Genomic DNA, 23,909 nt, shown 5'->3' with positions numbered 1-23,909 from the left:
GGGGACAAGGAATGTGTGTCCCTTACACTGCGCGGCGTTTCAACAAGACAAGTGCCGCATGCCACCTCAACTAGGAGCGGCCCCAGGGACTTTCAAGCAATGAACTCAAGCTTTATTTGCCGTCGCGCCGCCTTGAAATTCGGCGCCTTGGCACTAGGCGCATCGGTGCTTGGGCGGGTCCAGGCGCAGCCCGCGCCTCCGATCAGGATCGCGATGGTCGAGGGCATGAGCGGCCCCTTCGGCAATACCGGGGAGGCGGTGTTCCGCAACATCCTCTGGGCAGTGGAACGCGTAAACGCGCGCGGCGGCGTCAAGCTCCCGGGCGGCGCACGGCAGCTCGAACTGGAGCGCTACGACAGCAAGAGCCAGAACGAAGAAGCCTTGTCGGCGCTGCGTGCCGCGATGGACGGCGGAGCGCGGATCGTGCTGCAGGGCAATTCGTCCGCGACGGCCGGCGCACTCATCGACGCCATCGACAAGAACAATGAGCGAGACCCGTCGAACCGGGTGCTGTTTCTCAACTATTCGGCGGTCGATCCGGTGCTCACCAATGAGCGCTGCAGCTTCTGGCACTTCCGCTTCGACGCGCATGCCGACATGCGCGTGACGGCGTTGATGGATGTCCTGAAGGACAACAACGCGCTCAAGCGCGTCTACCTGATCGGGCAGGACTACAGCTTCGGCCAGGCGGTGCTGCGCGAATCCCGGCGGCAACTCGCCGCGCTTCGCCCGGACGTAAAGATCGTCGGCGACGAACTGCATCCCATGGGGCGGGTCAAGGACTTCGCCCCCTATGCGAGCAAGATCGTCGCGAGCGGCGCGCAGGCAGTGATCACCGGCAACTGGGGCAATGACCTGACCTTGCTCGTGAAGGCCGCGCGCGAAGCCGGCTTCAACGGCACCTTCTACACCTTCTACGGCAATGCGCTGGGTGCGCCCGCGGCGATCGGCGATGCCGGCATCGGGCGGGTGGTCGCGGTGGCCGACTGGTTGCCGAACGTGCAGACGCCGCAGTCCGAGGCCTTCTACAAGGCCTTCCGCGAGCGCTTCCCCAAACCGTCCGACGACTATGTCCACATGCGCATGCAACTGATGATCGAGGCGTTGGCGCAGGCGATCGAACGCGCGGGCAGCGTCGACATGGTGGAAGTCGCCCGCGCGCTCGAAAAGGCCAACGTCACGCTCGCGGGACAGAGCGGCCACATGCGCGCCGCGGATCACCAGTTCCAGCAGACACTCGTGGTCGGCATCATGGACAGGCAGGGCGCCCCCGGCGTGAAGTTCGACGTCGAAGGATCCGGCTACGGCTTCCGCGTCGTCAAGACAATCCCTGCGAGCCGTGCCGAAATGCCAACCAGCTGCCAAATGCAGCGCCCCTGAAACTCATAGGAAAAAAAGATCGATGCGCGAAGCCATCCACAACCTCGAAGCCTCCAAGATCCGCGAGGTCGCCAACGCCGGGATCGGGCGCAGCGACGTGCTGGCCTTCTGGTTCGGCGAGAGCGATGAAGTCACGCCGGAGGCGATCCGAGAGGCCGCCGTCGAGTCGCTGCGGCGCGGCGAGACCTTCTATGCGCACAACCTGGGCCTGCCTGAATTGCGCGAGGCCGTCGCCGAATACATGAGTGGACTGCACCCGAAGATCGAGTCGTCGCGCATCGCGATCACATCCGGTGGCGTCAGCGCGCTGATGCTCGCGGTGCAGGCGCTCGTCGATGCGGGCGACGAAGTCGTGGCCATCACGCCGGTGTGGCCGAACCTGACCGCGCAGCCGGCCATCCTCGGTGCGCGCGTGCGCTGCGTCTCCCTGGTGCCCTCGGGTGGCCAATGGACCCTTGACCTCGCTTCGCTGTGCGCCGCAGTGACGCCGTCGACCAAGTTGCTCATCGTCAACGCGCCTAACAACCCGACCGGCTGGACGCTTTCGAAAGAGGAGCAACAGGCCATCCTCGATCATTGCCGGACAACGGGAACGTGGATCCTCGCCGACGAGGTCTACGAGCGCCTGTACTACGAGCCGACTCCCAACCGATGCGCTCCCAGCTTCCTGGACGTCGCCACGCCCGATGACCGGCTGGTCGTCGCGCACAGTTTCTCCAAGAGCTTCCTGATGACCGGCTGGCGACTCGGCTGGCTGGTGCTCCCGCCCGCGCTGATGGAGGGCATGGGCAAGTTGATTGAATTCAACACCTCGTGCGCCAGCGTTTTCACGCAGCGCGCCGGCCTCGCCGCATTGGCGCACACGGAGGAGATCACCCCGAAGATCGTCGCGCACCTGAAATCCTGCCGCGACACCTTGCTGCCCCTGTTGGTCGACATCCCCGGTGTCAGTGTGGCGCCCGCGCCCGGTGGCATGTACGCCTTCTTCAAGCTCGACGGTTTCGGCGATTCGCTGGAAGTCGCCAAACGCCTGGTCGTCGAGGCCGGCTTGGGCCTCGCCCCAGGCAACGCCTTCGCTCCCGAAGCACAAGGCTGGCTCCGCTGGTGCTTCGCATCCAAGGACAAGCAGCGCCTCGTAGAGGGCGTGGATCGCCTCAAACGCTGGCTGGCCGCGCAAAAGAAGTCGTGAAACACCACGGATCCGGCTCCGCCGGTCCGAAGGTGTTGCCCCCGGTAGGGGGTAGGCGAAGCGACACGAAGTGCGCGCAGCCTGGGGGCGAGCTATAATTCCAAGGCTTTGCATGCCGCAAGGCGCACGGTGCGTGCAGTTCCAGCGCACACCGCAAGTCAAACATCCCGGAACAAGGAAAATCAAATGATCGCAGCCTCCATCAAGGCCGAAGTTGTCAAGGACAACGCCCGCGCCGCCAACGACACCGGTAGCCCGGAAGTGCAAGTTGCACTGCTGACCGCCCGTATCAACGAACTCACCCCGCACTTCAAGACGCACGCCAAGGACCACCACGGTCGTCGCGGGCTGCTCCGCATGGTGAGCCGCCGCCGCAAGCTGTTGGACTACCTCAAGTCCAAGGACGCAGACCGTTACACCGCGCTGATCGCCAAGCTGGGTCTGCGCAAGTAAGCCGAATCGCATGCAAGAACGCCTGGGTTAGTCCGCTAGCTCAGGCGTTTTTTACTTCGGAGCCGCCAAACAGAGCGAAGCTGTGTCATTCCAACGAGGTTCACGTCGAGCTTCCCTGGAATGGCATCGTGTTCTGAAAAGCACTCCGGCCCCGCGGGGCCTGTGATCACCACAGGTCGAGCCGCTATCAAAATCAGGAGCTGAACATGAGTCTCTTCAACAAAGTCACCAAGACCTTCCAGTGGGGCGACAAGACCGTCGTCCTGGAAACCGGCGAAATCGCACGCCAGGCCAGCGGCGCCGTGATCGTGGACATCGAGGGCACCGTCGTCCTGGCGACAGTGGTTGCTTCCAAGTCCGCGAAGCCCGGCCAGGACTTCTTTCCCCTGACCGTCGACTACATCGAAAAGACCTACGCAGCAGGCAAGATCCCCGGCAGCTTCTTCAAGCGAGAAGCCAAGCCTAGCGAACATGAAACGCTGACCAGCCGCCTGATCGACCGCCCGATCCGTCCGCTGTTCCCCGAAGGCTTCCTGAACGAAGTGCATGTGGTCATCCACACGCTATCGCTCAATCCCGAAGTCGATGCCGACATCGCCGCCATGATCGGTACCAGCGCCGCGCTGTCGATCTCCGGCATTCCGTTCAGCGGTCCGATCGGTGCAGCCCGCGTGGGCTATATCAACGGCCAGTACGTGCTGAATCCGGGCCAGACGGCTCGCAAGGATTCGCAGATGGACCTCGTCGTGGCGGGCACTGAAGCCGCCGTGCTGATGGTCGAATCCGAAGCGCTGCAACTGAGCGAAGAAATCATGCTCGGCGGCGTGGTGTTCGGTCACGAGCAAGCCAACATCGCGATCAACGCAATCCACGAACTCGTCCGTGACGCCGGCAAGCCGGTGTGGGACTGGCAACCGCCCGCCGAAGACGAATCCTTCGTCGCCAAGGTCAAGGGCCTGGCCGAGGAAAAGCTCCGCGCCGTCTACCAGATTCGCAGCAAGCAAGCGCGCACGCAAGCGCTGCGCGAAGCCAATGCCAGCGTGATGGCAGCGCTGAAAGAGAGCGGCGAACCCTTCGACGCAGGCAAGGTGAACGACCTGCTGTTCTCGATCGAATCGAAGATCGTTCGCAGCCAGATCCTGTCGGGCGAGCCCCGCATCGACGGTCGCGACACGCGTACCGTGCGCCCGATCGAAATCCGCAACAGCGTGCTGCCGCGCACCCACGGCTCGGCCCTGTTCACGCGCGGCGAAACCCAGGCGCTGGTCGTGACCACGCTCGGTACCGAGCGCGATGCGCAGCGTATCGATGCATTGGCCGGCGAGTACGAAGACCGCTTCCTGTTCCACTACAACATGCCTCCCTTCGCCACCGGCGAAGTCGGCCGCATGGGTTCGACCAAGCGCCGCGAAGTCGGCCATGGCCGTCTCGCCAAGCGCGCGCTCGTCGCCTGCTTGCCGAGCAAGGAAGAGTTCCCGTACACGGTCCGCGTCGTGTCGGAAATCACCGAGTCGAACGGTTCCTCGTCGATGGCTTCAGTCTGCGGGGGCTGCCTCTCGATGATGGACGCCGGCGTGCCGATGAAGGCGCACGTCGCGGGCATCGCCATGGGCCTCATCAAGGAAGACAACCGCTTCGCGGTGCTGACCGACATCCTGGGTGATGAAGATCACCTGGGCGACATGGACTTCAAGGTCGCCGGCACGACCAATGGGATTACCGCGCTGCAGATGGACATCAAGATCCAGGGCATCACCAAGGAAATCATGCAGGTCGCCCTGGCACAAGCCAAGGAAGCGCGCATGCACATCCTCGGCAAGATGCAGGAAGCCATGGGTGAGGCCAAGGCCGAAGTCTCCAGCTTCGCGCCGCGCCTGTTCACGATGAAGATCAACCCCGAGAAGATCCGTGACGTGATCGGCAAGGGTGGTTCGGTGATCCGCGCGCTGACCGAAGAGACCGGCACCCAGATCAACATCGACGAAGACGGCACCATCACGATCGCCTCGACCGATCCGGCCAAGGCCGAAGAGGCCAAGAAGCGCATTGAACAGATCACGGCCGAAGTGGAGATTGGCAAGGTCTATGAAGGCCCTGTCACCAAGATCCTCGATTTCGGCGCGCTGATCAACCTCCTGCCCGGCAAGGATGGCCTGCTGCACATCAGCCAGATCGCACACGAGCGTGTCGAGAAGGTGACCGACTACCTCAGTGAAGGCCAGATCGTGAAGGTCAAGGTGCTCGAGACCGATGAAAAGGGTCGCGTCAAGCTGTCCATGAAGGCACTGGCGGAGCGTCCGGCCGGCATGGAGTTCAACGACCGTCCGCCGCGTGAAGATCGTGGCGATCGCCGCGAGCGCTCTGATCGTGGCGACCGTCCGCCGCGCGCCGAACGTGCGCCGCGTTTCGAAAGCAACGAGCGCAATGGCGAGCAGGCCGAACAACTGGCCGAGCAATTGCCACTGCAAGACTCGAATCGCGACCATCAACCCTGAAGAGGGCCGGCGGCGACGCCATCGCACTAGTACTTGTAGTAGTTCGACCAATGCCCGCCTGAGCGCGGGCATTGCAGCCAGAGAAGACCATGAAAGCCATTGAGATCACATCGTTCGGTGCCCCCGAGGTGCTGCGAATGGTGGAGCGTCCTGACCCCGTCGCGGGTGAGGGCGAGCTGCTGATTCGCGTGGCCGCGAGCGGCGTAAATCGCCCCGACGTGCTTCAGCGGATGGGTCACTACCCAGTTCCGCCTGGCGCGTCGGACTTGCCTGGCCTCGAGGTGGCGGGCGAGATCGTGGCGGGCGACGCGAAGGCCTTGGCAGACGCCGGTTTCAAGATCGGAGACCATGTCTGCGCGCTGGTCGCGGGCGGTGGATATGCGGAACTGTGCGTGGCGCCTGTCGCGCAATGCCTGCCGGTCCCCGCGGGCTGGAGCGACGTCGAGGCGGCCACGCTGCCCGAAACGTTCTTCACCGTATGGAGCAACGTGTTCGAGCGTGGTCGCCTGCAGAAGGGTGAAACCCTGCTGATCCAGGGAGGCTCCAGCGGCATCGGCGTCACGGCCATCCAGTTGGGCAAGGCGCTTGGCGCGACCGTGATCGTGACCGCAGGCAGCGACGACAAGTGCGAAGCGTGCAGGAAACTGGGCGCGGATCACGCGATCAACTATAAGACTGCCGATTTCGTCGAAGAGGCCAAGCGCCTTACCGGCGGGAAGGGCGTCGACGTGGTGCTCGACATGGTGGCTGGCGCGTATGTCGCGCGCGAGATCGAATGCCTGGCCGAAGACGGCCGGCTCGTGATCATCGCAGTGCAGGGTGGCATCAAGAGCGAACTCAATGCGGGACTGGTGCTGCGCAGGCGGCTCACGATCACCGGCTCGACGCTGCGTCCGCGGCCGATTGCGTTCAAGGGTGCGATCGCCAAGGCATTGCGCGAGAAGGTGTGGCCGCTGCTCGAGAGCGGAGCAGTCAAGCCGGTCATCCACAGCAGCTTTGCTGCAAAGGGTGCTCCAAGCGGTGCCGCGCAAGCCCACGTCCTGATGGAATCGAATCAGCACATCGGCAAGATCGTGCTGACCTGGTGAACAAGACAGACATGACCAAGAAGAAGCTGATCGCGGGCAACTGGAAGATGAATGGGAGCCTCGCTGCCAACGAGGCGCTCGTGAAGGTCTTGCTGGCGGGCATCGCCTCGCCGGCCTGCGAAGTCGCGGTGTGCGTGCCAGCGCCGTACCTGGCGCAGGTTCAATCGCTGGTCGCCGGGACTCCGATCGCATTGGGTGCGCAAGACGTATCGGCGCAGTCCCAGGGCGCTTTCACAGGCGAGTTATCGGCCGCGATGCTGAAGGAATTCGGCGTGCGCTATGCCATCGTGGGCCACTCGGAGCGGCGCCAGTATCACGGCGAGACCGATGAGGTTGTGGCCGCGAAGACAACTGCCGCCCTGGCCAACGGGATCACTCCCATCGTCTGTGTCGGCGAAACGTTGGCGCAGCGCGAAGCAGGGCAGACCGAGAAAGTCGTCAAGCGCCAGCTCGCCGCCGTGATCCACATCAATGGCCACTGCATCAGCGAGATCGTCGTGGCTTACGAGCCCGTCTGGGCCATCGGCACCGGCAAGACCGCAACGCCCGAACAGGCGCAGGCGGTGCATTCGGTGTTGCGCGCACAGTTGCATCACGCAGCGAGCGAGCATGCGGCGGGTATCCGGATCCTTTACGGTGGGAGCATGAACGCCGCGAACGCGGCTGAGTTGCTCGCGCAAGCCGACATCGACGGCGGGTTGATCGGCGGCGCGTCGCTCAAAGCCCCCGACTTTCTGCAGATCATTGCCGCGGCTCGCTGAGACAGCGCACCGCCACCAAATTAGGAGTTAGAACGAATGAACGTGGTCCTCAATATTCTCGTGGGCGTGCAGATGCTCACTGCACTTGCGATGATCGGTCTCATCCTGGTCCAGCACGGCAAGGGCGCCGACATGGGCGCGGCCTTCGGCAGCGGCAGCGCAGGCAGCCTTTTTGGTGCGAGCGGCAGCGCGAACTTCCTCTCGCGCACGACCGCGGTTCTCGCAGCTGTGTTCTTCGCGTGCACGCTTCTGCTGGCCTATTTCGGTCACTCGCGCCCCGTGGGCGGCGGCAGCCTGCTGGAGCGTGCTGCTGCAGGCGGTCCCGCGCCTGCTTCCGCGCCCGCCACCGGGTCGGCGGCAGAGATTCCGGCGGGAAGCGCACCCGCTGCGCCAGCGACGAATGCACCGGCTTCGGCCCCGTCCGCACCAGCTTCGGGCGCCGCACAGATTCCGGCCAAGTAGCCTTGTCGTGATCTCTACAATTGCCCAGTAAAAACGGCTGTTTTTCAGGGTAAACTCTAAAGCTGTTCCGGAAAGCCAAAGCCTCTCGGAGGTTCCTCATGCCATCCGGACAGAAAACCGCGGTCGTGGTGAAATTGGTAGACACGCTATCTTGAGGGGGTAGTGGCGAAAGCTGTGCGAGTTCGAGTCTCGCCGACCGCACCAAATCTCACCGACAGGAATCTATGCTTCCTGTCGGTGGCAAGCGGTGATAGAACCCCCTGATGAACCTCGATTCCTACCTCCCCGTCCTGTTGTTCATCCTGGTCGGTGTCGGAGTCGGCGTCGCACCTCAGGTTCTGGGTTACATCCTCGGTCCCAACCGGCCCGACGCTCAAAAAAATTCCCCTTACGAATGCGGCTTCGAGGCCTTCGAAGACGCGCGCATGAAGTTCGACGTCCGCTACTACCTCGTCGCGATCCTCTTCATCCTTTTCGACCTCGAAATCGCTTTTCTTTTTCCGTGGGCCATAGCGCTCAAGGAAATCGGGCCTGCCGGCTTCTGGGCAATGATGATTTTTCTCGCCATCCTCGTCGTGGGCTTCGCGTACGAGTGGAAAAAGGGCGCCCTCGACTGGGAATGACAAGGAATCCGAAAAATGGCCATTGAAGGCGTCATGAAGGAAGGTTTCGTCACCACGACCTACGACTCGGTGGTGAACTGGGCCAAGACCGGATCACTGTGGCCCATGACCTTCGGTCTGGCCTGCTGTGCCGTGGAGATGATGCATGCGGGCGCTGCGCGCTATGACATCGACCGCTTCGGCATGCTGTTCCGGCCCAGCCCGCGCCAGTCCGATCTGATGATCGTCGCTGGCACGCTCTGCAACAAGATGGCACCCGCGCTGCGCAAGGTCTACGACCAGATGCCTGAGCCTCGCTGGGTGCTCTCGATGGGCTCGTGCGCCAACGGCGGTGGCTACTACCACTACAGCTACTCGGTCGTGCGAGGGTGCGATCGCATCGTGCCGGTCGATGTCTACGTGCCGGGCTGCCCGCCGACCGCGGAGGCTCTTCTATATGGAGTGATCCAACTCCAGCAGAAGATTCGCCGTACCAATACGATCGCGCGCGCCTGAAGAGCGAGAGACGATGACTGACTTTGCCATTTCTCCCGAGGCGCTGCAGACCCAGATCACCGAAACGCTTGGCACGAGGGCTAAGAGCGTCACGCTCGCGCTGGGCGAGGTGACGGTGGTGGTCGGTGCGGCCGAATACCTGGCGGCGGCCACTTTGCTGCGCGACGCGCCGGGGTGTCGGTTCGAGCAGTTGATCGACCTCTGCGGCGTGGACTATTCCGGATACCGCGACGGCGAGTGGGAGGGCGAGCGCTTCTGCGTTGTGTCCCATCTGCTTTCCGTGAGCCTCAACCAGCGCGTTCGCCTCAAGGTCTTTGTTCCGAACGAGGATCTGCCGGTCATCGATTCGCTCACCAGCGTCTGGAATGCCGCGGGCTGGTTCGAGCGCGAGGCCTTCGATCTCTACGGCATCGTGTTCGAGGGTCATGACGACCTTCGTCGCATCCTGACCGACTACGGCTTCATCGGGCATCCGTTCCGCAAGGACTTCCCCGTCTCCGGCCATGTCGAGATGCGCTATGACGCGGAGCAGAAGCGCGTGGTCTACCAGCCCGTCTCGATCGAGCCGCGCGAAATCACGCCGCGCGTGATCCGCGAAGACAACTACGGCGGACTCCACTGATGGCCGAAATCAAGAACTACACGCTGAACTTCGGACCCCAGCACCCGGCGGCGCACGGCGTGCTGCGCCTTGTGCTGGAGTTGGACGGGGAAGTGATCCAGCGCGCCGATCCGCACATCGGCTTGCTGCACCGGGCGACCGAGAAGCTCGCCGAATCGCGCACCTTTATCCAGTCCTTGCCCTACATGGACCGGCTCGACTACGTGTCGATGATGAGCAACGAGCACGCATACTGCCTCGCGATCGAGCGGCTGATGGGCCTCGAGGTGCCCATTCGCGCGCAATACATCCGGGTGATGTTCGCCGAGATCACGCGCCTGCTGAACCACCTTCTGTGGCTCGGCGCGCACGGCCTCGACTGCGGTGCGATGAACATGCTCATCTACTGCTTCCGCGAACGCGAAGACCTGTTCGACATGTACGAAGCAGTCTCCGGCGCGCGCATGCACGCAGCGTATTTCCGTCCGGGCGGCGTCTACCGCGATCTGCCGGACGTGATGCCGCAGTACAAGGCCAGCAAGATCAAGAACGCAAAGGCGATCGAGCGGCTCAACGAAAACCGTCAGGGCTCGCTGCTGGATTTTGTCGACGATTTCTGCCGGCGTTTCCCGAAGATGGTCGACGAGTACGAGACGCTCCTCACCGACAACCGGATCTGGAAGCAGCGCACGGTCGGCATCGGCGTCGTTTCTCCAGAACGTGCCCTGAACCTTGGCTTCACCGGCCCGATGCTGCGGGGCTCCGGCGTCGAGTGGGATCTGCGCAAGAAGCAGCCGTACGACGTCTATGACCGCATGGACTTCGACGTGCCCGTCGGCAAGACCGGCGACTGCTATGACCGCTACCTCGTCCGCGTGGAAGAGATGCGCCAGGCCAACCGCATCATCCAGCAATGCTCCGCATGGCTGCGTGCCAATCCGGGTCCTGTCATTACCGACAACCACAAGGTGGCTGCACCTGCGCGCGAATCGATGAAGGCGAACATGGAGGAGTTGATCCACCATTTCAAGCTCTTTACCGAAGGTTTCCACGTGCCAGAAGGCGAGGCTTATGCCGCCGTCGAACACCCCAAGGGCGAGTTCGGCATCTATCTGGTGAGCGACGGCGCCAACAAGCCCTACCGTCTCAAAATCCGTGCACCGGGCTTTCCGCATCTGGCGGCGCTTGACGAAATGGCGCGCGGGCACATGATTGCCGATGCAGTGGCCGTGATCGGCACGATGGACATCGTGTTCGGCGAGATAGACAGGTGAGCGAACCCATGAATTCCGACACCACCCACAGCCCCCAGGCGGCTCTGTCCACTGCGACGCTCGAGCGTTTTGCGCGAGAGGTCGCCAAGTACCCGCCGGCAGGAAAGCAGTCCGCGGTCATGGCTTGCCTGGCGATCGTGCAGCAGGATGAGGGCTTCGTGAGCGAACAGCGCGAACGCGAAATTGCCGCCTACCTGGGCATCGCGCCGATCGCAGTGCACGAGGTCACGACTTTCTACAACATGTACAACCAGCGGCCGGTGGGCAAGTTCAAGCTCAACGTCTGTACCAATCTGCCGTGCCAGCTGCGCGACGGAGCTGTCGCGCTCAAGCACCTCGAGAAGAAGCTGGGCATCGAAATGGGCGGGACCACGCCGGACGGCATGTTCACGCTGCAGCAAAGCGAATGCCTTGGTGCCTGCGCCGATTCCCCGGTGATGCTGGTCAACGACCGCACGATGTGCAGCTTCATGAGCAATGAAAAGCTCGATCAACTGATCGACGGCTTGAGGGGAGCGCAATGATGTCGCCCGAGCAAGTGCTTTCGCAGTTCCAGGCTACTGGCGTCCAGACCTGCTTTCACGATCGTCACATCACACCGCAGATCTATGCCGGCCTCGACGGCACCAACTGGCGGCTCGCCGACTACGAGGCGCGCGGCGGTTACCAGGCGCTGCGCAAGATCCTGGGCGAAGGGCTGACGCCCGACCAGGTGATCGCCGAAGTCAAGTCGTCGGGCCTGCGGGGTCGTGGCGGCGCGGGTTTTCCGACTGGCCTGAAGTGGAGCTTCATGCCCCGCCAGTTCCCGGGCCAAAAGTACCTCGTCTGCAATTCCGACGAAGGCGAGCCGGGCACGTGCAAGGACCGCGACATCCTGCACTACAACCCGCACATCGTGATCGAGGGCATGGCCATCGCGGCATACGCGATGGGCATCAGCGTGGGCTACAACTACATCCACGGCGAAATCTTCCAGACCTACGATCGTTTTGAGGAAGCACTGGAAGAGGCGCGGGCAGCCGGTTACCTGGGTGACGGCATCCTGGGCAGCAGCTACAACTTCCAGCTTCACGCGGCCCACGGTTTCGGCGCCTATATCTGCGGCGAAGAAACGGCGCTGCTCGAATCGCTCGAAGGCAAGAAGGGTCAGCCGCGCTTCAAGCCGCCATTTCCGGCGAGCTTCGGCCTCTACGGCAAGCCGACGACGATCAACAACACCGAGACTTTCGCGGCAGTGCCGTGGATCATCATCAACGGCGGCCCAGCCTACCTCGAGTGCGGCAAGCCGAACAACGGCGGTACCAAGATCTTCTCCGTCAGCGGCGACGTCGAGCTGCCCGGCAATTACGAAGTCCCGATGGGCACGCCTTTCTCGAAGCTGCTCGAACTCGCGGGCGGCGTGCGCAAAGGGCGTCAGCTCAAGGCCGTGATTCCTGGCGGTTCGTCCGCTCCGGTGCTTCCCGCCTCCATCATGATGGAGTGCACCATGGATTACGACTCCATCGCCAAGGCGGGGTCGATGCTCGGGTCTGGTGCCGTGATCGTCATGGACGATAGCCGATCGATGGTCGAATCGCTCAAACGCCTCTCGTACTTCTACATGCACGAATCGTGCGGCCAGTGCACGCCATGCCGCGAAGGCACGGGATGGCTGTGGCGCGTGGTGGATCGCATCCACAACGGCCATGGCAAGGCCACCGACATGGACCTCCTGAACTCCGTCGCCGACAACATTCAGGGCCGCACGATCTGCGCACTGGGCGATGCCGCCGCGATGCCGGTGCGGGCCATGATCAAGCACTTCCGCCACGAGTTCGAGGCGCTGATTCCGGGCTACGTCCCGAAGGCGCCGGTCAAGGCCTGAGCGCAAGAAGAACACATATGGTTGAAATCGAACTCGACGGCAAGAAGGTCGACATCGTCGAAGGCAGCATGATCATGCATGCGGCCGACAAGGCGGGCACCTACATCCCGCACTTTTGCTATCACAAGAAGCTCAGCATCGCGGCCAACTGCCGCATGTGCCTTGTTGACGTGGAGAAGGCGCCGAAGCCGATGCCGGCCTGCGCCACGCCCGTGACGCAAGGCATGATCGTCCGCACCAAGAGCGACAAGGCCATCAAGGCCCAGCAGTCGGTGATGGAGTTCCTGCTGATCAACCATCCTCTCGATTGCCCGATCTGCGACCAGGGTGGCGAGTGCCAATTGCAGGATCTGGCCGTGGGCTACGGTGGATCTTCTTCACGCTACGAAGAAGAAAAGCGCGTGGTGTTCCACAAGGACGTTGGCCCGCTCATCAGTATGGAAGAGATGAGCCGCTGCATCCATTGCACGCGCTGCGTCCGCTTTGGCCAGGAAGTGGCTGGCGTGATGGAACTCGGCATGTCGAACCGCGGCGAGCACTCCGAGATCGAGACCTTCCTCGGCGACTCGGTCGATTCCGAGCTTTCGGGCAACATGATCGACATCTGCCCGGTTGGCGCCCTCACGAGCAAGCCTTTTCGCTACAGCGCGCGTACGTGGGAGCTGTCGCGCCGCAAGTCGGTGAGTCCGCACGACTCGACCGGTGCCAATCTCATCGTCCAGGTGAAGAACAACCGTGTGATGCGCGTGGTGCCGCTCGAGAACGAGGATGTGAACGAGTGCTGGATTGCCGACCGCGACCGCTTTTCCTACGAGGCGTTGAATGGCCCTGAGCGCCTGACCCAGCCGATGCTGAAGCAGGGCGGTCAATGGCAGCCAGTCGACTGGCAGACCGCGCTGGAATACGTGGCCAACGGCCTGAAGCAGATCAAGGCCGACCACGGCGCGCAAAGCATCGGCACGCTGGTCAGTCCGCACAGCACGCTCGAAGAGTTGCACCTGGCCAACCTGCTCACGCACGGCCTTGGCAGCAACAACATCGACTACCGCCTGCGCAGCGCCGAATTCGGTGCATTCGAAGGCGTCCGCTGGTTGGGCACCTCGATCGCATCGCTGTCGCAACTGCAACGCGCATTCGTGATCGGTTCCAACCTGCGCAAGGACCATCCGCTGTTCGCGCAGCGCATTCGTCAATCGATCCGCAAGGGTGGTGTGCTCAATGCGCTGACTTCCCCGGAACTGCTCGCCGATGCCGACGCCTGGGCCATGCCAGTGGCGAATTCGGTCCTGGTACCAGCTCAGAAATGGGTTGCGGCACTGGTCGACATCGCGGCCGCCGTTGCCGAAAGCACCGGAGCCACGGCACCCGTGGCCAAGAGCGATGCTGCAAGCGACGCAGCGAAGGCACTGGCAGCATCGCTGCTTGGCGGCGAACGCAAGGCCATCCTGCTCGGGAATGCGGCGGCACACCATGGCGAAGCCAGTACCTTGCTGGCCCTGGCCAACTGGATCGGCACACAGACGGGCGCCAGCGTCGGCTACCTGACCGAAGCGGCCAACACGGTCGGCGCGCAGGTTGTCGGCGCCTTGCCGAAAGCGGACGGCCTGAATGCGGGCCAGATGCTCGCTGGCGGACTCAAGGCTGCGCTGCTGCTCAACACCGAGCCCGCGTTCGATTCGGCCGCCGGTGCAGCCGCAATCGAAGGCCTTGCCCACGCGCAGATGGTCGTGACGTTGAGCCCGTTCAAGTCCAATCTCGAATTCAGCGATGTGCTGCTTCCCGTCGCGCCATTCACCGAGACCCCCGGGACTTTCATCAACGCCGAAGGTCGCGCGCAAAGCTTCCACGCGGTCGTGAAGCCCCTGGGCGAAACGCGTCCGGCCTGGAAGGTCCTGCGCGTGCTGGCCAATCTGCTCGGCCTCTCGGGCTTTGCATTCGAATCCACGTCAGACGTGCTGGCCGATGTCGGCTCGCCCGGAGAGGTGCTGGCCGACAGGCTGAACAACACAACCGCGGCGTCGATCCAGCCGAGCAATCGCTCGGTTGCATCGCCGGTCGTCGCAAGCATCTACCAACTCGACGGCACCGTTCGTCGTGCGCCGTCCCTGCAGCTCACGGCCGATGCGCGGATGGCGCAGGCCGCCGCGGCGCGGGAGGTGCTCGCATGATCGACGCGCTGCATGGCTTCGGCCTGGGCCTGGTCTCTGCCGGCTGGTGGACCGGCCTGGCGTGGCCTGTGATCTGGACGCTGATCAAGATCGTCGTCGTGGTGCTGCCTTTGATGGGTGCCGTGGCCTATCTCACGCTGTGGGAACGCAAGGCCATCGGCTTCACGCAGATTCGCATCGGCCCCAACCGCGTCGGGCCGCTGGGTCTGCTGCAGCCGATCGCTGACGCGCTCAAGCTGCTGACCAAGGAAATCATCCTGCCGACGGTTGCCAACAAGGGCTTGTTCCTGTTGGGGCCCATCATGACGATCATGCCGGCGCTGGCCGCCTGGGCAGTCATTCCTTTCGGACCTGAAATCGCGCTGGCCAACATCAATGCCGGCCTGCTGTTCGTGATGGCCATCACCTCGCTCGAGGTCTATGGCGTGATCATCGCCGGCTGGGCGTCGAACTCCAAATACGCATTCCTAGGCGCGCTGCGCGCTTCGGCCCAGATGGTCAGCTACGAAATCGCGATGGGCTTCTGCTTCGTCGTCGTGCTGATGGTGTCGGCCAGCCTCAACATGACCGACATCGTCATGGGGCAGGGCAAGGGGCACTTCGCCTCGATGGGCATCGGATTCCTTTCGTGGAACTGGCTGTCGCTGCTGCCGATCTTCGTCGTCTACTTCATCTCGGGGCTGGCTGAAACCAATCGCCACCCATTCGACGTGGTGGAAGGCGAATCGGAAATCGTCGCCGGTCACATGATCGAGTACTCGGGCATGAGCTTCGCCATGTTCTTCCTGGCCGAGTACGCCAACATGTGGCTCGTCTCGATCCTGTGCGCGGTGCTCTTCCTCGGCGGCTGGTTGCCTCCGTTCGACTTCCTCGCATTCATTCCCGGGTGGATCTGGCTGGGCATCAAGACCTTCGTCGTGGTTACGATGTTCCTGTGGGTTCGTTCGACCTTCCCGCGCTTCCGCTATGACCAGATCATGCGGCTCGGCTGGAAGATCTTCATTCCTGTCACGCTTGTGTGGCTTGTGGTGGTCGGCGCCTGGATGCAGACCCCGTTCAACATCTGGAAGTAACTGGAACTGCCATGACTGCGCCTTCTGCCAGCGCGCTTGCGCGCTCCTCCTCGTCCCTCTCCGCGCCGTTCTCGCTCAAGGACTTCCTGCGCAGCTTCATGCTGTTCGAGTTGTTCAAGGGGCTGGCCATCACTGGCAAGTACGCTTTCAGCCGGAAGATCACCGTTCAGTTTCCCGAAGAGAAGACGCCGCTGTCGCCGCGCTTCCGTGGACTCCACGCGTTGCGCCGCTATGAAAACGGCGAAGAGCGCTGCATCGCCTGCAAGCTTTGCGAGGCCGTGTGTCCGGCGCTCGCGATCACCATCGAATCCGATGTGCGCGACGACGGCTCCCGCCGCACCACGCGCTACGACATCGACTTGACCAAGTGCATCTTCTGCGGATTCTGCGAGGAGAGCTGCCCGGTCGACTCGATCGTCGAGACGCACATCTTCGAATACCACGGTGAAAAGCGTGGCGACCTGTACTTCACCAAGGACATGCTGCTCGCCGTGGGCGACCGCTACGAAAAAGAAATCGCCGCCAACAAGGCGGCTGACGCCAAGTACCGCTGAAGCGCTGAGTTCCAGCCTAGCCCGAAACTCGCAACGAATTCGCTCCATGGACGTCAAGACCGGTCTGTTCTATCTGTTTTCCGCGGTGCTGCTGTTCGCAGCATTCCGCGTCATTACCGCCCGCAACCCCGTGTATGCAGCGCTCTACCTCGTGCTGGCGTTTTTCCAGGCGTCGGCGATCTGGTTGATCCTGCGCGCCGAATTCCTGGCGATCGCACTGGTCCTCGTCTACGTGGGGGCCGTGATGGTGCTGTTCCTCTTCGTCGTCATGATGCTGGACATCGACGTCGAAGGACTTCGCGAAGGCTTCTGGCGGCACTTTCCGCTTGCCGCCGGCGTCGGTGCGTTGATCGCGCTCGAAATGGCCGCAGTGCTGATGGGCGGCTTCCGCCTGAGCGTGCCGAAGAGCGCGCTTGCGAGCGGCCCTGACACATCCAACACGCTGGAGCTTGGCAAGCTTCTCTACACCGATTACCTCTATCCGCTCGAAATCGCGGCCGTGATCTTGCTGGTCGCCATGTTCGCGGCGATTGCGCTGACGCTGCGCGCCCGCAAGGACAGCAAGTACGTGAACCCGGCCGACCAGGTTCGCGTGAAGGCCCGTGACCGCGTGCGCATCGTGCAGATGCCCGTGACGCGCGCCGCGGAACCTGTTGTCGAACAACCCTCGGCAGCAGCGGAGACCAAGGCATGACGCTCACGCTCGGACACTTTCTCTCGCTCGGCGCGATGCTCTTCGCGCTCTCGGTCATCGGCATCTTCCTGAATCGCAAGAACCTCATCGTGCTGCTGATGTGCATCGAGCTGATGCTGCTGGCCGTCAACATGAACTTCGTCGCCTTCTCGTATTTCCTGGGCGACATGCACGGACAGATCTTCGTGTTCTTCATCCTGACGGTCGCCGCGGCCGAATCGGCGATCGGGCTGGCGCTGCTGGTCCTCTTGTTCCGCAACAAGTCGAACATCAACGTCGACGAACTCAACGCGCTCAAGGGCTGAAAGATTTCTCATGAGCGCAACACTTTCCGGATCCACACTGCTGGCCGTACCGCTGGCCCCCTTGGTCGGCGCCGTCGTCGCCGGCATCTTCGGCACCAAATTCGGCGGCAGCCTCATCGGCCGGCGCGCCACGCATTCGCTGACCATCCTCGGCGTGGCGATTGCCTTCGTCATCTCGGTGATGACGCTCAGGAGCGTAGTGTCCGACGGTGCCCGTTTCAATGCCACGATCTATGAATGGATGACGGTCGGCGGCCTGAAGATGGAGGTCGGCTTCCTGGTCGATGGCCTCACGGCGTTGATGATGTGCGTGGTGACCTTCGTGTCGCTGATGGTGCACATCTACACGATCGGGTACATGGAGGAAGACGAGGGCTACAACCGCTTCTTCGCGTACATCTCTCTGTTCACTTTCTCGATGCTGATGCTCGTCATGAGCAACAACATGCTGCAGCTGTTCTTCGGCTGGGAAGCAGTCGGTGTCGTGTCCTATCTGCTGATCGGCTTCTGGTACAACCGGCCGACTGCGATCTTCGCCAACCTGAAGGCCTTCCTGGTCAACCGGGTTGGCGACTTCGGATTCATCCTGGGCATCGGCCTGGTCGCCGCCTACGCCGGTACGCTGAACTACGGCGAGACCTTTGCCAAGGCGGATGAGCTGGCGAAGCTGAGCTTCCCCGGCACCGAATGGATGCTGATCACGGTCATCTGCATCTGCCTGTTCATCGGCGCGATGGGCAAGAGTGCGCAGTTCCCCCTGCATGTGTGGCTGCCCGACTCGATGGAAGGCCCGACCCCGATCTCCGCGCTGATCCACGCCGCGACCATGGTCACGGCAGGCATCTTCATGGTGGCGCGCATGTCGCCGCTGTTCGAGCTGAGCGATACGGCCCTGAGTTTCGTGCTCGTGATCGGCGGGATCACCGCGCTCTTCATGGGATTCCTCGGCGTCATACAGAACGATATCAAGCGCGTGGTTGCCTATTCCACGTTGTCGCAGCTGGGCTACATGACAGTGGCGCTCGGCGCATCGGCGTACTCGGTCGCGATATTCCACCTGATGACGCACGCGTTCTTCAAGGCGCTGCTGTTCCTCGGTGCCGGCTCGGTCATCATTGGCATGCACCACAACCAGGACATGCGCTGGATGGGTGCCTTGCGCAAGTACATGCCGATCACCTGGATCACATCGCTGGTCGGCTCGCTGGCGTTGATCGGTACGCCATGGTTCTCGGGCTTCTACTCCAAGGACAGCATCATCGAAGCGGTCCACGAGAGCCACCTCTGGGGTTCCGGTTTCGCCTACTTCGCGGTACTGGCCAGTGTGTTCGTCACTGCCTTGTATTCGTTCCGCATGTACTTCATGGTCTTCCATGGCAAGGAGCGCTACGACCAGAATCCCGATGCACATCATGGGGCAGACGACGGTCATGGTCATCATGACGAACACCACGAGCCGCACGAGTCACCGTGGGTGGTGTGGGTGCCACTGGTGATGTTGGCCATTCCGTCGGTCGTGATCGGCTACATGACCATCGATCCTCTGCTGTTCGGTGAGTTCTTCAAGGGCGCGATCTTTGTCGACGAAGGGAAGCACGAAGCGATGAAGGAGTTGGCCGAGGCCTTCCACGGTCCGATGGCCATGGCCCTCCACGGCCTCACTGCCGCGCCGTTCTGGCTGGCGCTGTCCGGGGTCGTCGTGGCCTGGTACTTGTATCTCATCAATCCGGCCGTGCCCGCCGCGATCAAGCGCGCGTTCGGCCCGATTTATCGCCTGCTCGAGAACAAGTACTACATGGACTGGTTCAACGAGAACGTGATCGCACGCGGCACCCGCGCACTGGGCACCGGCCTTTGGAAGGGCGGAGACCAGGGGATCATCGACGGCGCAATCGTCAACGGTTCCTGGAAACTTGTCGGCCGCATTGCCGGCGCCGTGCGCTGGATCCAGTCGGGCTACATCTATCACTACGCTTTCGCGATGCTCCTGGGCATCTTCATCCTCATGACGTGCTTCGTCTGGTTTAAACGGTAAGCGGCTCTCGCTGGAGAAAAACAAAAATGGGTTTGTTGAGCCTTGCCATCTGGATGCCGATCGCCTTCGGCGTCGTATTGCTGGCGTTCGGTCGTGACGAGCACGCAAGGGGTGTGCGCTGGGTGGCGCTTGTCGGCTCGATCGCGAGCTTCCTGGTCACCCTGCCGCTCTATTCGCGCTTCCAGACCGGAACTGCAGCGATGCAGTTCGTCGAAAAAGAAAGCTGGATCGAACGCTTCAACATCAGCTATCACATCGGTCTCGACGGCATCTCGTTCTGGCTGGTGCTGCTGACGGCGTTCATCACGGTCATCGTGGTGATCTCTGCATGGGAAGTGATCACCGAACGCGTGAACCAGTACATGGGCGCGTTCCTGATTCTGTCCGGTCTCATGATCGGTTCATTCTCGGCGCTCGACGGCGTTCTGTTCTACGTCTTCTTCGAAGCCACGCTGATCCCGATGTACCTGATCATCGGTATCTGGGGCGGACCGAACAAGATCTACGCGGCGTTCAAGTTCTTCATCTATACGCTGCTCGGCTCGCTGCTCATGCTGGTCGCGCTGATCTACCTGTACAACAGGGCGGGCGGCAGCTTCGACATCCTGACCTGGCACAAGCTTCCCTTGACGGCCAGCGAACAGACCTTCCTGTTTTTCGCATTCTTTGCCGCATTCGCGGTGAAGGTGCCGATGTGGCCGGTCCACACATGGTTGCCGGATGTGCACGTCGAAGCGCCCACCGGCGGCTCTGCCGTGCTGGCGGCGATCATGCTGAAGCTCGGCGCGTACGGCTTCCTGCGGTTCTCGATGCCCATCGCACCGGACGCCTCGCATGAGTGGGCCTGGCTCATGATCACGCTGTCACTGATTGCGGTGATCTACGTCGGCCTGGTCGCGCTGGTTCAGCAGGACATGAAGAAGCTGGTGGCCTATTCGTCGGTGGCTCACATGGGCTTCGTGACGCTCGGGTTCTTCATCTTCAACGACCTCGGCATTGCTGGCGGTATCGTGCAGATGATCGCGCACGGCTTTGTTTCCGGCGCGATGTTCCTTTGCATCGGCGTGCTGTACGACCGCGTGCATTCGCGACAGATCGCCGACTACGGCGGCGTGGTCAACACCATGCCCAAGTTCGCGGCCTTTGCGCTGCTGTTCGCAATGGCCAACTGCGGCCTTCCGGCCACCGCCGGCTTCGTCGGCGAATGGATGGTGATCCTGGGCGCGGTCAAGGCCAACTTCTGGCTTGGCCTCGGTGCCGCCACAGCGCTGATCTTCGGCGCGGCCTATACGTTGTGGATGTACAAGCGCGTCTACCTTGGCCCCGTCGGCAGCGAGCACGTCAAGGAACTGAGCGATATCGGCGCGCGCGAATTCCTCATGCTGGCGTTGCTGGCGATAGCGGTGTTGTGGATGGGCCTCTATCCGAAGGCCTTCACGGACGTGATGAATACTTCCGTGGCCGAACTGCTCAAGCACATGGCGATTTCCAAGCTGCCCTAAGTCCAAGCTGAACAAGAGAACGAGATGATTGACAAACTCAGCTGGATGACGATCTACCCCGAGGTGGTGCTGCTGGTCGCGACCTGCGTCATCGCGCTGCTGGATCTGTCCACCACCAGCCCCCGTCGTACGGCCACCTACATCCTGACCCTGATGACGCTCGCCATCGTGGCGGTGCTTTGCGGGTTCAATGCGTCCGCCGGCAAGACCATCTATGGCTTTGGCGGCATGGTGGTGAGCGATCCGATGGGCAACTGGCTCAAGTGCTTCGCGACCGTTGCTCTCATGGTCACGCTGGTCTACGGACGACCATACTCGGCTGATCGCGGCATGCTCCGCGGCGGCGAGATGTTCACGATCAGCATGCTGGCCCTGCTCGGCATGTTCGTGATGATGTCCGGCAGCAATTTCCTGCTGATCTACCTGGGTCTGGAACTGCTGACGCTCTCGAGCTACGCGCTGGTTGCGCTGCGCCGCGACAACGCAGTGGCGAGCGAAGCAGCGATGAAATACTTCGTGCTCGGCGCAATGGCGAGCGGCTTCCTGCTGTACGGACTCTCGATGATGTACGGCGCGACCGGATCGCTCGACATCAATGAAGTGTTCAAGGCAATCGCGAGCCGCAAGGTGAACCACCAGGTGCTGGTGTTCGGCCTGGTCTTCATCGTGGCCGGCCTGGCGTTCAAGGTCGGTGCGGCTCCGTTCCATATGTGGGTGCCCGACGTCTACCAGGGTGCACCGACCGCCGTCACGCTGATGATCGGTGCGGCGCCGGAACTGGCAGCCTTCGCAATCATCATCCGCCTGCTTGTCGAGGGGCTGCTGCCGCTCGCGATCGACTGGCAGCAGATGCTTGCGTTGCTTGCGATAGCGTCGCTGCTGGTGGGCAATCTGGCCGCCATTGCGCAGACCAATCTCAAGCGCATGCTGGCCTATTCGACGATTGCGCAGATGGGCTTCATGCTGCTCGGTCTCGTCGCTGGCGTCGTCAACGGCAACACCTACAACGCACAGTTTGCGTACAGCGCCTCGATGTTCTACATCGTGACCTACGTTCTGACCACTCTCGCAAGTTTCGGCATCATCCTGCTTCTTGCGCGCGAGGGATTCGAAAGCGAAGAGATCACCGACCTTGCAGGGCTCAACCAACGCAGCCCGCTCTATGCCGGCGTCATGGCGATCGCGATGTTCTCGTTGGCCGGCGTTCCGCCGCTCGTCGGGTTCTACGCGAAACTGGCCGTGCTTCAGGCGCTGATCGCGTCGGGCCAGGCGATGTACATCACATTGGCGGTGTTCGCGGTCGTGATGTCGCTGATTGGCGCGTTCTACTACCTGCGCGTGGTCAAGGTCATGTATTTCGATGCGCCTGTGACGGCCACGACCGTTTCGGCGCCGCGTGATGTGCGTACGGTGCTGACTCTCAACGGCGCGCTGATCCTGATCCTCGGGATCCTGCCCGGCGGGCTCATGACGCTCTGCGCACAGGCGATCGTGGCCACGCTGGCTACCTGATCACGTCCGTGTCGCAGAACGCATCGGTCTGGATGGTGCTGCTGGTCGCCTTGGTGGCGGCCAACCTGCCTTTCATCACCGATCGTCTGCTGGGCCTGGTGCCGATCTCCGCGCGCACCAAGTCCTTGGGCTTGAGACTGGGCGAACTCGTATTCCTCTATTTCGTCGCGGGCGGTATCGGATTGCTGTTCGAAAGCCGTGTTGGCCAAATTTCCTCCCAGGGTTGGGAGTTCTATGCGGTCACGGGCGCCTTGTTCATCGTGCTGGCTTTTCCAGGGTTCACCTGGCGCTACCTGCTCAAACACCGAAGCTAGGCCGAGATGGATGATTCACATCTGAAGGAAGAAGTGGCATCGAGCGAGTTGCTCTTCAAAGGCAACTTCCTCCAGGCCAAGCGTGACACCGTCCGGCTACCCGATGGGCATACCGCGACCCGCGAATACATCGTTCACCCCGGGGCCGTGGTCGTGGTGCCGCTCCTCGACGATGGCCGTGTCGTGCTCGAGCGTCAGTTTCGGTACCCCGTCGGCCATGTGATGACTGAATTCCCCGCCGGCAAACTGGATGCTGGCGAAGACCCGTTGCTGTGCGGACAGCGCGAACTGATCGAGGAAACCGGCTACACGGCCAGCGAGTGGGCGCACGCAGGTGCCATGCACCTCGCGGTGGCCTATTCGACCGAGATCATCCACATCTACTTTGCGCGAGGCCTCTCCCTCGGCGCCCGGCAACTCGATCATGGCGAATTCCTCGACGTGATCACTGCGACGCCCGAAGAACTGATGGATTGGTGCAAGGACGGCACGGTCTCCGATGCCAAGACGCTGACTTGCACGCTGTGGCTGCAGAACGTCCTTTCTGGCGGGTGGGTGCTCGACTGGAAATCGGCGTGATGTCCAATCGCGCCGGATAATCGGCGCATGAAGGTCCTCAACCTGCAATGCGCACACGGCCACGGCTTCGAAGGGTGGTTCGCGTCGCACGATGCTTTCGATACCCAGCTTGCGTCAGGGCTCGTGGAGTGCCCTATTTGCGGCGACACCGCGATCACCAAGCTGCTGGCCGCACCGCGGCTGAATCTGGGCGGTGCCAAGCCATCCCCTGAAACGCCCGCGGTCCCATCCGTAGACAACTCGCCCGAGGCCCGTTGGTTGCGGGCGGTGCGCGAAGTGATTGCCCAGACCGAGGATGTTGGCGAGCGCTTCGCCGATGAGGCGCGCAAGATGCACTATGGCGAAGCCGAAGAACGCGGCATTCGTGGTCAGGCCACGCGCGAGCAAGCTCAGACCTTGGTCGACGAAGGCATTTCGGTGTTCTCGTTGTCTTTGCCGGCGGCGCTCAAGGAAACGCTGCAGTAACAGGCGCCACGTCGCAGGCGACT

24 protein-coding genes and 1 tRNA gene are annotated in these 23,909 nt (G+C 62.3%); all 25 read left to right on the top strand.

The genetic code is table 11. From position 1 onward, the window contains the following. The first annotated feature begins 99 nt into the window (after positions 1 to 99). The 25 genes from AC1D3B_RS01140 to AC1D3B_RS01020 all read left to right on the top strand — a co-directional run bounded on the left by AC1D3B_RS01140 (position 100) and on the right by AC1D3B_RS01020 (position 23,886). Positions 100 to 1,380, top strand: coding sequence for a branched-chain amino acid ABC transporter substrate-binding protein (locus AC1D3B_RS01140; protein ID WP_478188997.1), 1,281 nt, complete (start codon positions 100 to 102; stop codon positions 1,378 to 1,380). Further along, a complete protein-coding gene (locus AC1D3B_RS01135) occupies positions 1,331 to 2,569 on the top strand; it encodes a pyridoxal phosphate-dependent aminotransferase (RefSeq protein WP_478188996.1) in 1,239 nt (412 codons plus the stop codon). The genes AC1D3B_RS01140 and AC1D3B_RS01135 overlap by 50 nt, the downstream gene beginning before the upstream one ends. 186 nt (positions 2,570 to 2,755) lie before the next feature. Further along, complete coding sequence (gene rpsO, locus AC1D3B_RS01130; protein WP_007837783.1) at positions 2,756 to 3,022, top strand: 30S ribosomal protein S15; 267 nt, start codon at positions 2,756 to 2,758, stop codon at positions 3,020 to 3,022. Positions 3,023 to 3,228: 206 nt separating this feature from the next. After that, positions 3,229 to 5,517: a polyribonucleotide nucleotidyltransferase gene (gene pnp / locus AC1D3B_RS01125; RefSeq protein WP_478188822.1), complete on the top strand. Its 2,289-nt coding sequence runs from the start codon at positions 3,229 to 3,231 to the stop codon at positions 5,515 to 5,517. Positions 5,518 to 5,606: 89 nt separating this feature from the next. Further along, the gene (locus AC1D3B_RS01120) at positions 5,607 to 6,605 is read left to right on the top strand and encodes an NAD(P)H-quinone oxidoreductase (protein WP_478188821.1); all 999 of its coding nucleotides are present in this window, start codon (positions 5,607 to 5,609) and stop codon (positions 6,603 to 6,605) included. A gap of 11 nt (positions 6,606 to 6,616) precedes the next feature. Next, on the top strand, positions 6,617 to 7,366 hold the full coding sequence (gene tpiA, locus AC1D3B_RS01115) for a triose-phosphate isomerase (protein ID WP_478188820.1): 750 nt from the start codon (positions 6,617 to 6,619) through the stop codon (positions 7,364 to 7,366). Between the two features lie 36 nt (positions 7,367 to 7,402). Continuing rightward, positions 7,403 to 7,828, top strand: a complete 426-nt coding sequence (gene secG / locus AC1D3B_RS01110) for a preprotein translocase subunit SecG (protein WP_478188819.1) — start codon at positions 7,403 to 7,405, stop codon at positions 7,826 to 7,828. A gap of 119 nt (positions 7,829 to 7,947) precedes the next feature. After that, a tRNA-Leu gene (locus AC1D3B_RS01105) sits at positions 7,948 to 8,032 on the top strand. Between the two features lie 59 nt (positions 8,033 to 8,091). After that, entirely contained in the window at positions 8,092 to 8,451 is a 360-nt protein-coding gene (locus AC1D3B_RS01100; RefSeq protein ID WP_478188818.1) for an NADH-quinone oxidoreductase subunit A, read from the top strand. Positions 8,452 to 8,466: 15 nt separating this feature from the next. After that, on the top strand, positions 8,467 to 8,946 hold the full coding sequence (locus tag AC1D3B_RS01095) for a NuoB/complex I 20 kDa subunit family protein (protein WP_012748606.1): 480 nt from the start codon (positions 8,467 to 8,469) through the stop codon (positions 8,944 to 8,946). Positions 8,947 to 8,959: 13 nt separating this feature from the next. Further along, positions 8,960 to 9,568 carry an NADH-quinone oxidoreductase subunit C gene (locus AC1D3B_RS01090; RefSeq protein WP_478188817.1) on the top strand — a complete coding sequence of 203 codons (609 nt, stop codon included), beginning with the start codon at positions 8,960 to 8,962 and terminating at the stop codon, positions 9,566 to 9,568. Continuing rightward, positions 9,568 to 10,821 (top strand): NADH-quinone oxidoreductase subunit D, encoded by a 1,254-nt coding sequence (locus tag AC1D3B_RS01085; protein WP_478188816.1) that lies wholly within the window; start codon positions 9,568 to 9,570, stop codon positions 10,819 to 10,821. The genes AC1D3B_RS01090 and AC1D3B_RS01085 overlap by 1 nt, the downstream gene beginning before the upstream one ends. A gap of 8 nt (positions 10,822 to 10,829) precedes the next feature. Further along, positions 10,830 to 11,345, top strand: coding sequence for an NADH-quinone oxidoreductase subunit NuoE family protein (locus AC1D3B_RS01080; protein WP_478188815.1), 516 nt, complete (start codon positions 10,830 to 10,832; stop codon positions 11,343 to 11,345). Beyond that, positions 11,345 to 12,685, top strand: a complete 1,341-nt coding sequence (gene nuoF, locus AC1D3B_RS01075; RefSeq protein WP_478188814.1) for an NADH-quinone oxidoreductase subunit NuoF — start codon at positions 11,345 to 11,347, stop codon at positions 12,683 to 12,685. The genes AC1D3B_RS01080 and nuoF overlap by 1 nt, the downstream gene beginning before the upstream one ends. A 17-nt stretch (positions 12,686 to 12,702) precedes the next feature. Beyond that, positions 12,703 to 14,853, top strand: coding sequence for an NADH-quinone oxidoreductase subunit NuoG (nuoG, locus tag AC1D3B_RS01070; protein WP_478188813.1), 2,151 nt, complete (start codon positions 12,703 to 12,705; stop codon positions 14,851 to 14,853). Then, positions 14,850 to 15,926 (top strand): NADH-quinone oxidoreductase subunit NuoH, encoded by a 1,077-nt coding sequence (gene nuoH / locus AC1D3B_RS01065; RefSeq protein ID WP_478188812.1) that lies wholly within the window; start codon positions 14,850 to 14,852, stop codon positions 15,924 to 15,926. Before nuoG ends, nuoH begins: the two co-directional genes overlap by 4 nt. Positions 15,927 to 15,937: 11 nt before the next feature. Continuing rightward, the gene (gene nuoI, locus AC1D3B_RS01060) at positions 15,938 to 16,480 is read left to right on the top strand and encodes an NADH-quinone oxidoreductase subunit NuoI (protein WP_478188811.1); all 543 of its coding nucleotides are present in this window, start codon (positions 15,938 to 15,940) and stop codon (positions 16,478 to 16,480) included. Positions 16,481 to 16,526: 46 nt separating this feature from the next. After that, positions 16,527 to 17,174, top strand: coding sequence for an NADH-quinone oxidoreductase subunit J (locus AC1D3B_RS01055; RefSeq protein ID WP_478188810.1), 648 nt, complete (start codon positions 16,527 to 16,529; stop codon positions 17,172 to 17,174). Continuing rightward, positions 17,171 to 17,479 (top strand): NADH-quinone oxidoreductase subunit NuoK, encoded by a 309-nt coding sequence (gene nuoK, locus AC1D3B_RS01050; RefSeq protein ID WP_028248920.1) that lies wholly within the window; start codon positions 17,171 to 17,173, stop codon positions 17,477 to 17,479. The genes AC1D3B_RS01055 and nuoK overlap by 4 nt, the downstream gene beginning before the upstream one ends. 10 nt (positions 17,480 to 17,489) lie before the next feature. Then, positions 17,490 to 19,514, top strand: a complete 2,025-nt coding sequence (nuoL, locus tag AC1D3B_RS01045) for an NADH-quinone oxidoreductase subunit L (protein ID WP_478188809.1) — start codon at positions 17,490 to 17,492, stop codon at positions 19,512 to 19,514. 26 nt (positions 19,515 to 19,540) lie between these two features. Then, entirely contained in the window at positions 19,541 to 21,016 is a 1,476-nt protein-coding gene (locus AC1D3B_RS01040) for an NADH-quinone oxidoreductase subunit M (RefSeq protein WP_478188808.1), read from the top strand. A 24-nt stretch (positions 21,017 to 21,040) separates the two neighbouring features. Continuing rightward, positions 21,041 to 22,528 (top strand): NADH-quinone oxidoreductase subunit NuoN, encoded by a 1,488-nt coding sequence (gene nuoN, locus AC1D3B_RS01035; RefSeq protein WP_478188807.1) that lies wholly within the window; start codon positions 21,041 to 21,043, stop codon positions 22,526 to 22,528. Positions 22,529 to 22,536: 8 nt separating this feature from the next. Continuing rightward, positions 22,537 to 22,842, top strand: a complete 306-nt coding sequence (locus AC1D3B_RS01030; RefSeq protein WP_478188806.1) for a DUF2818 family protein — start codon at positions 22,537 to 22,539, stop codon at positions 22,840 to 22,842. A 6-nt stretch (positions 22,843 to 22,848) separates the two neighbouring features. After that, entirely contained in the window at positions 22,849 to 23,421 is a 573-nt protein-coding gene (locus AC1D3B_RS01025) for an NUDIX domain-containing protein (RefSeq protein ID WP_478188805.1), read from the top strand. 27 nt (positions 23,422 to 23,448) lie between these two features. Continuing rightward, positions 23,449 to 23,886 (top strand): DUF1178 family protein, encoded by a 438-nt coding sequence (locus tag AC1D3B_RS01020; RefSeq protein ID WP_478188804.1) that lies wholly within the window; start codon positions 23,449 to 23,451, stop codon positions 23,884 to 23,886. Positions 23,887 to 23,909: the final 23 nt, after the last annotated feature.

This window comes from Variovorax sp. P5_A3, from assembly GCF_056400665.1.
The sequence above is the reverse complement of the archived record's forward strand: the minus strand, read 5'-3'. Positions and strand labels throughout refer to the sequence as shown.

Coding starts and splice junctions, on each gene's coding strand:
- AC1D3B_RS01140 (WP_478188997.1), top strand. CDS start 100: ATGAACTCAAGCTTTATTTGCCGTCGCGCCGCCTTGAAATTCGGCGCC.
- rpsO (WP_007837783.1), top strand. CDS start 2,756: ATGATCGCAGCCTCCATCAAGGCCGAAGTTGTCAAGGACAACGCCCGC.
- pnp (WP_478188822.1), top strand. CDS start 3,229: ATGAGTCTCTTCAACAAAGTCACCAAGACCTTCCAGTGGGGCGACAAG.
- AC1D3B_RS01120 (WP_478188821.1), top strand. CDS start 5,607: ATGAAAGCCATTGAGATCACATCGTTCGGTGCCCCCGAGGTGCTGCGA.
- tpiA (WP_478188820.1), top strand. CDS start 6,617: ATGACCAAGAAGAAGCTGATCGCGGGCAACTGGAAGATGAATGGGAGC.
- secG (WP_478188819.1), top strand. CDS start 7,403: ATGAACGTGGTCCTCAATATTCTCGTGGGCGTGCAGATGCTCACTGCA.
- AC1D3B_RS01100 (WP_478188818.1), top strand. CDS start 8,092: ATGAACCTCGATTCCTACCTCCCCGTCCTGTTGTTCATCCTGGTCGGT.
- AC1D3B_RS01095 (WP_012748606.1), top strand. CDS start 8,467: ATGGCCATTGAAGGCGTCATGAAGGAAGGTTTCGTCACCACGACCTAC.
- AC1D3B_RS01090 (WP_478188817.1), top strand. CDS start 8,960: ATGACTGACTTTGCCATTTCTCCCGAGGCGCTGCAGACCCAGATCACC.
- AC1D3B_RS01085 (WP_478188816.1), top strand. CDS start 9,568: ATGGCCGAAATCAAGAACTACACGCTGAACTTCGGACCCCAGCACCCG.
- AC1D3B_RS01080 (WP_478188815.1), top strand. CDS start 10,830: ATGAATTCCGACACCACCCACAGCCCCCAGGCGGCTCTGTCCACTGCG.
- nuoF (WP_478188814.1), top strand. CDS start 11,345: ATGTCGCCCGAGCAAGTGCTTTCGCAGTTCCAGGCTACTGGCGTCCAG.
- nuoG (WP_478188813.1), top strand. CDS start 12,703: ATGGTTGAAATCGAACTCGACGGCAAGAAGGTCGACATCGTCGAAGGC.
- nuoH (WP_478188812.1), top strand. CDS start 14,850: ATGATCGACGCGCTGCATGGCTTCGGCCTGGGCCTGGTCTCTGCCGGC.
- nuoI (WP_478188811.1), top strand. CDS start 15,938: ATGACTGCGCCTTCTGCCAGCGCGCTTGCGCGCTCCTCCTCGTCCCTC.
- AC1D3B_RS01055 (WP_478188810.1), top strand. CDS start 16,527: ATGGACGTCAAGACCGGTCTGTTCTATCTGTTTTCCGCGGTGCTGCTG.
- nuoK (WP_028248920.1), top strand. CDS start 17,171: ATGACGCTCACGCTCGGACACTTTCTCTCGCTCGGCGCGATGCTCTTC.
- nuoL (WP_478188809.1), top strand. CDS start 17,490: ATGAGCGCAACACTTTCCGGATCCACACTGCTGGCCGTACCGCTGGCC.
- AC1D3B_RS01040 (WP_478188808.1), top strand. CDS start 19,541: ATGGGTTTGTTGAGCCTTGCCATCTGGATGCCGATCGCCTTCGGCGTC.
- nuoN (WP_478188807.1), top strand. CDS start 21,041: ATGATTGACAAACTCAGCTGGATGACGATCTACCCCGAGGTGGTGCTG.
- AC1D3B_RS01025 (WP_478188805.1), top strand. CDS start 22,849: ATGGATGATTCACATCTGAAGGAAGAAGTGGCATCGAGCGAGTTGCTC.
- AC1D3B_RS01020 (WP_478188804.1), top strand. CDS start 23,449: ATGAAGGTCCTCAACCTGCAATGCGCACACGGCCACGGCTTCGAAGGG.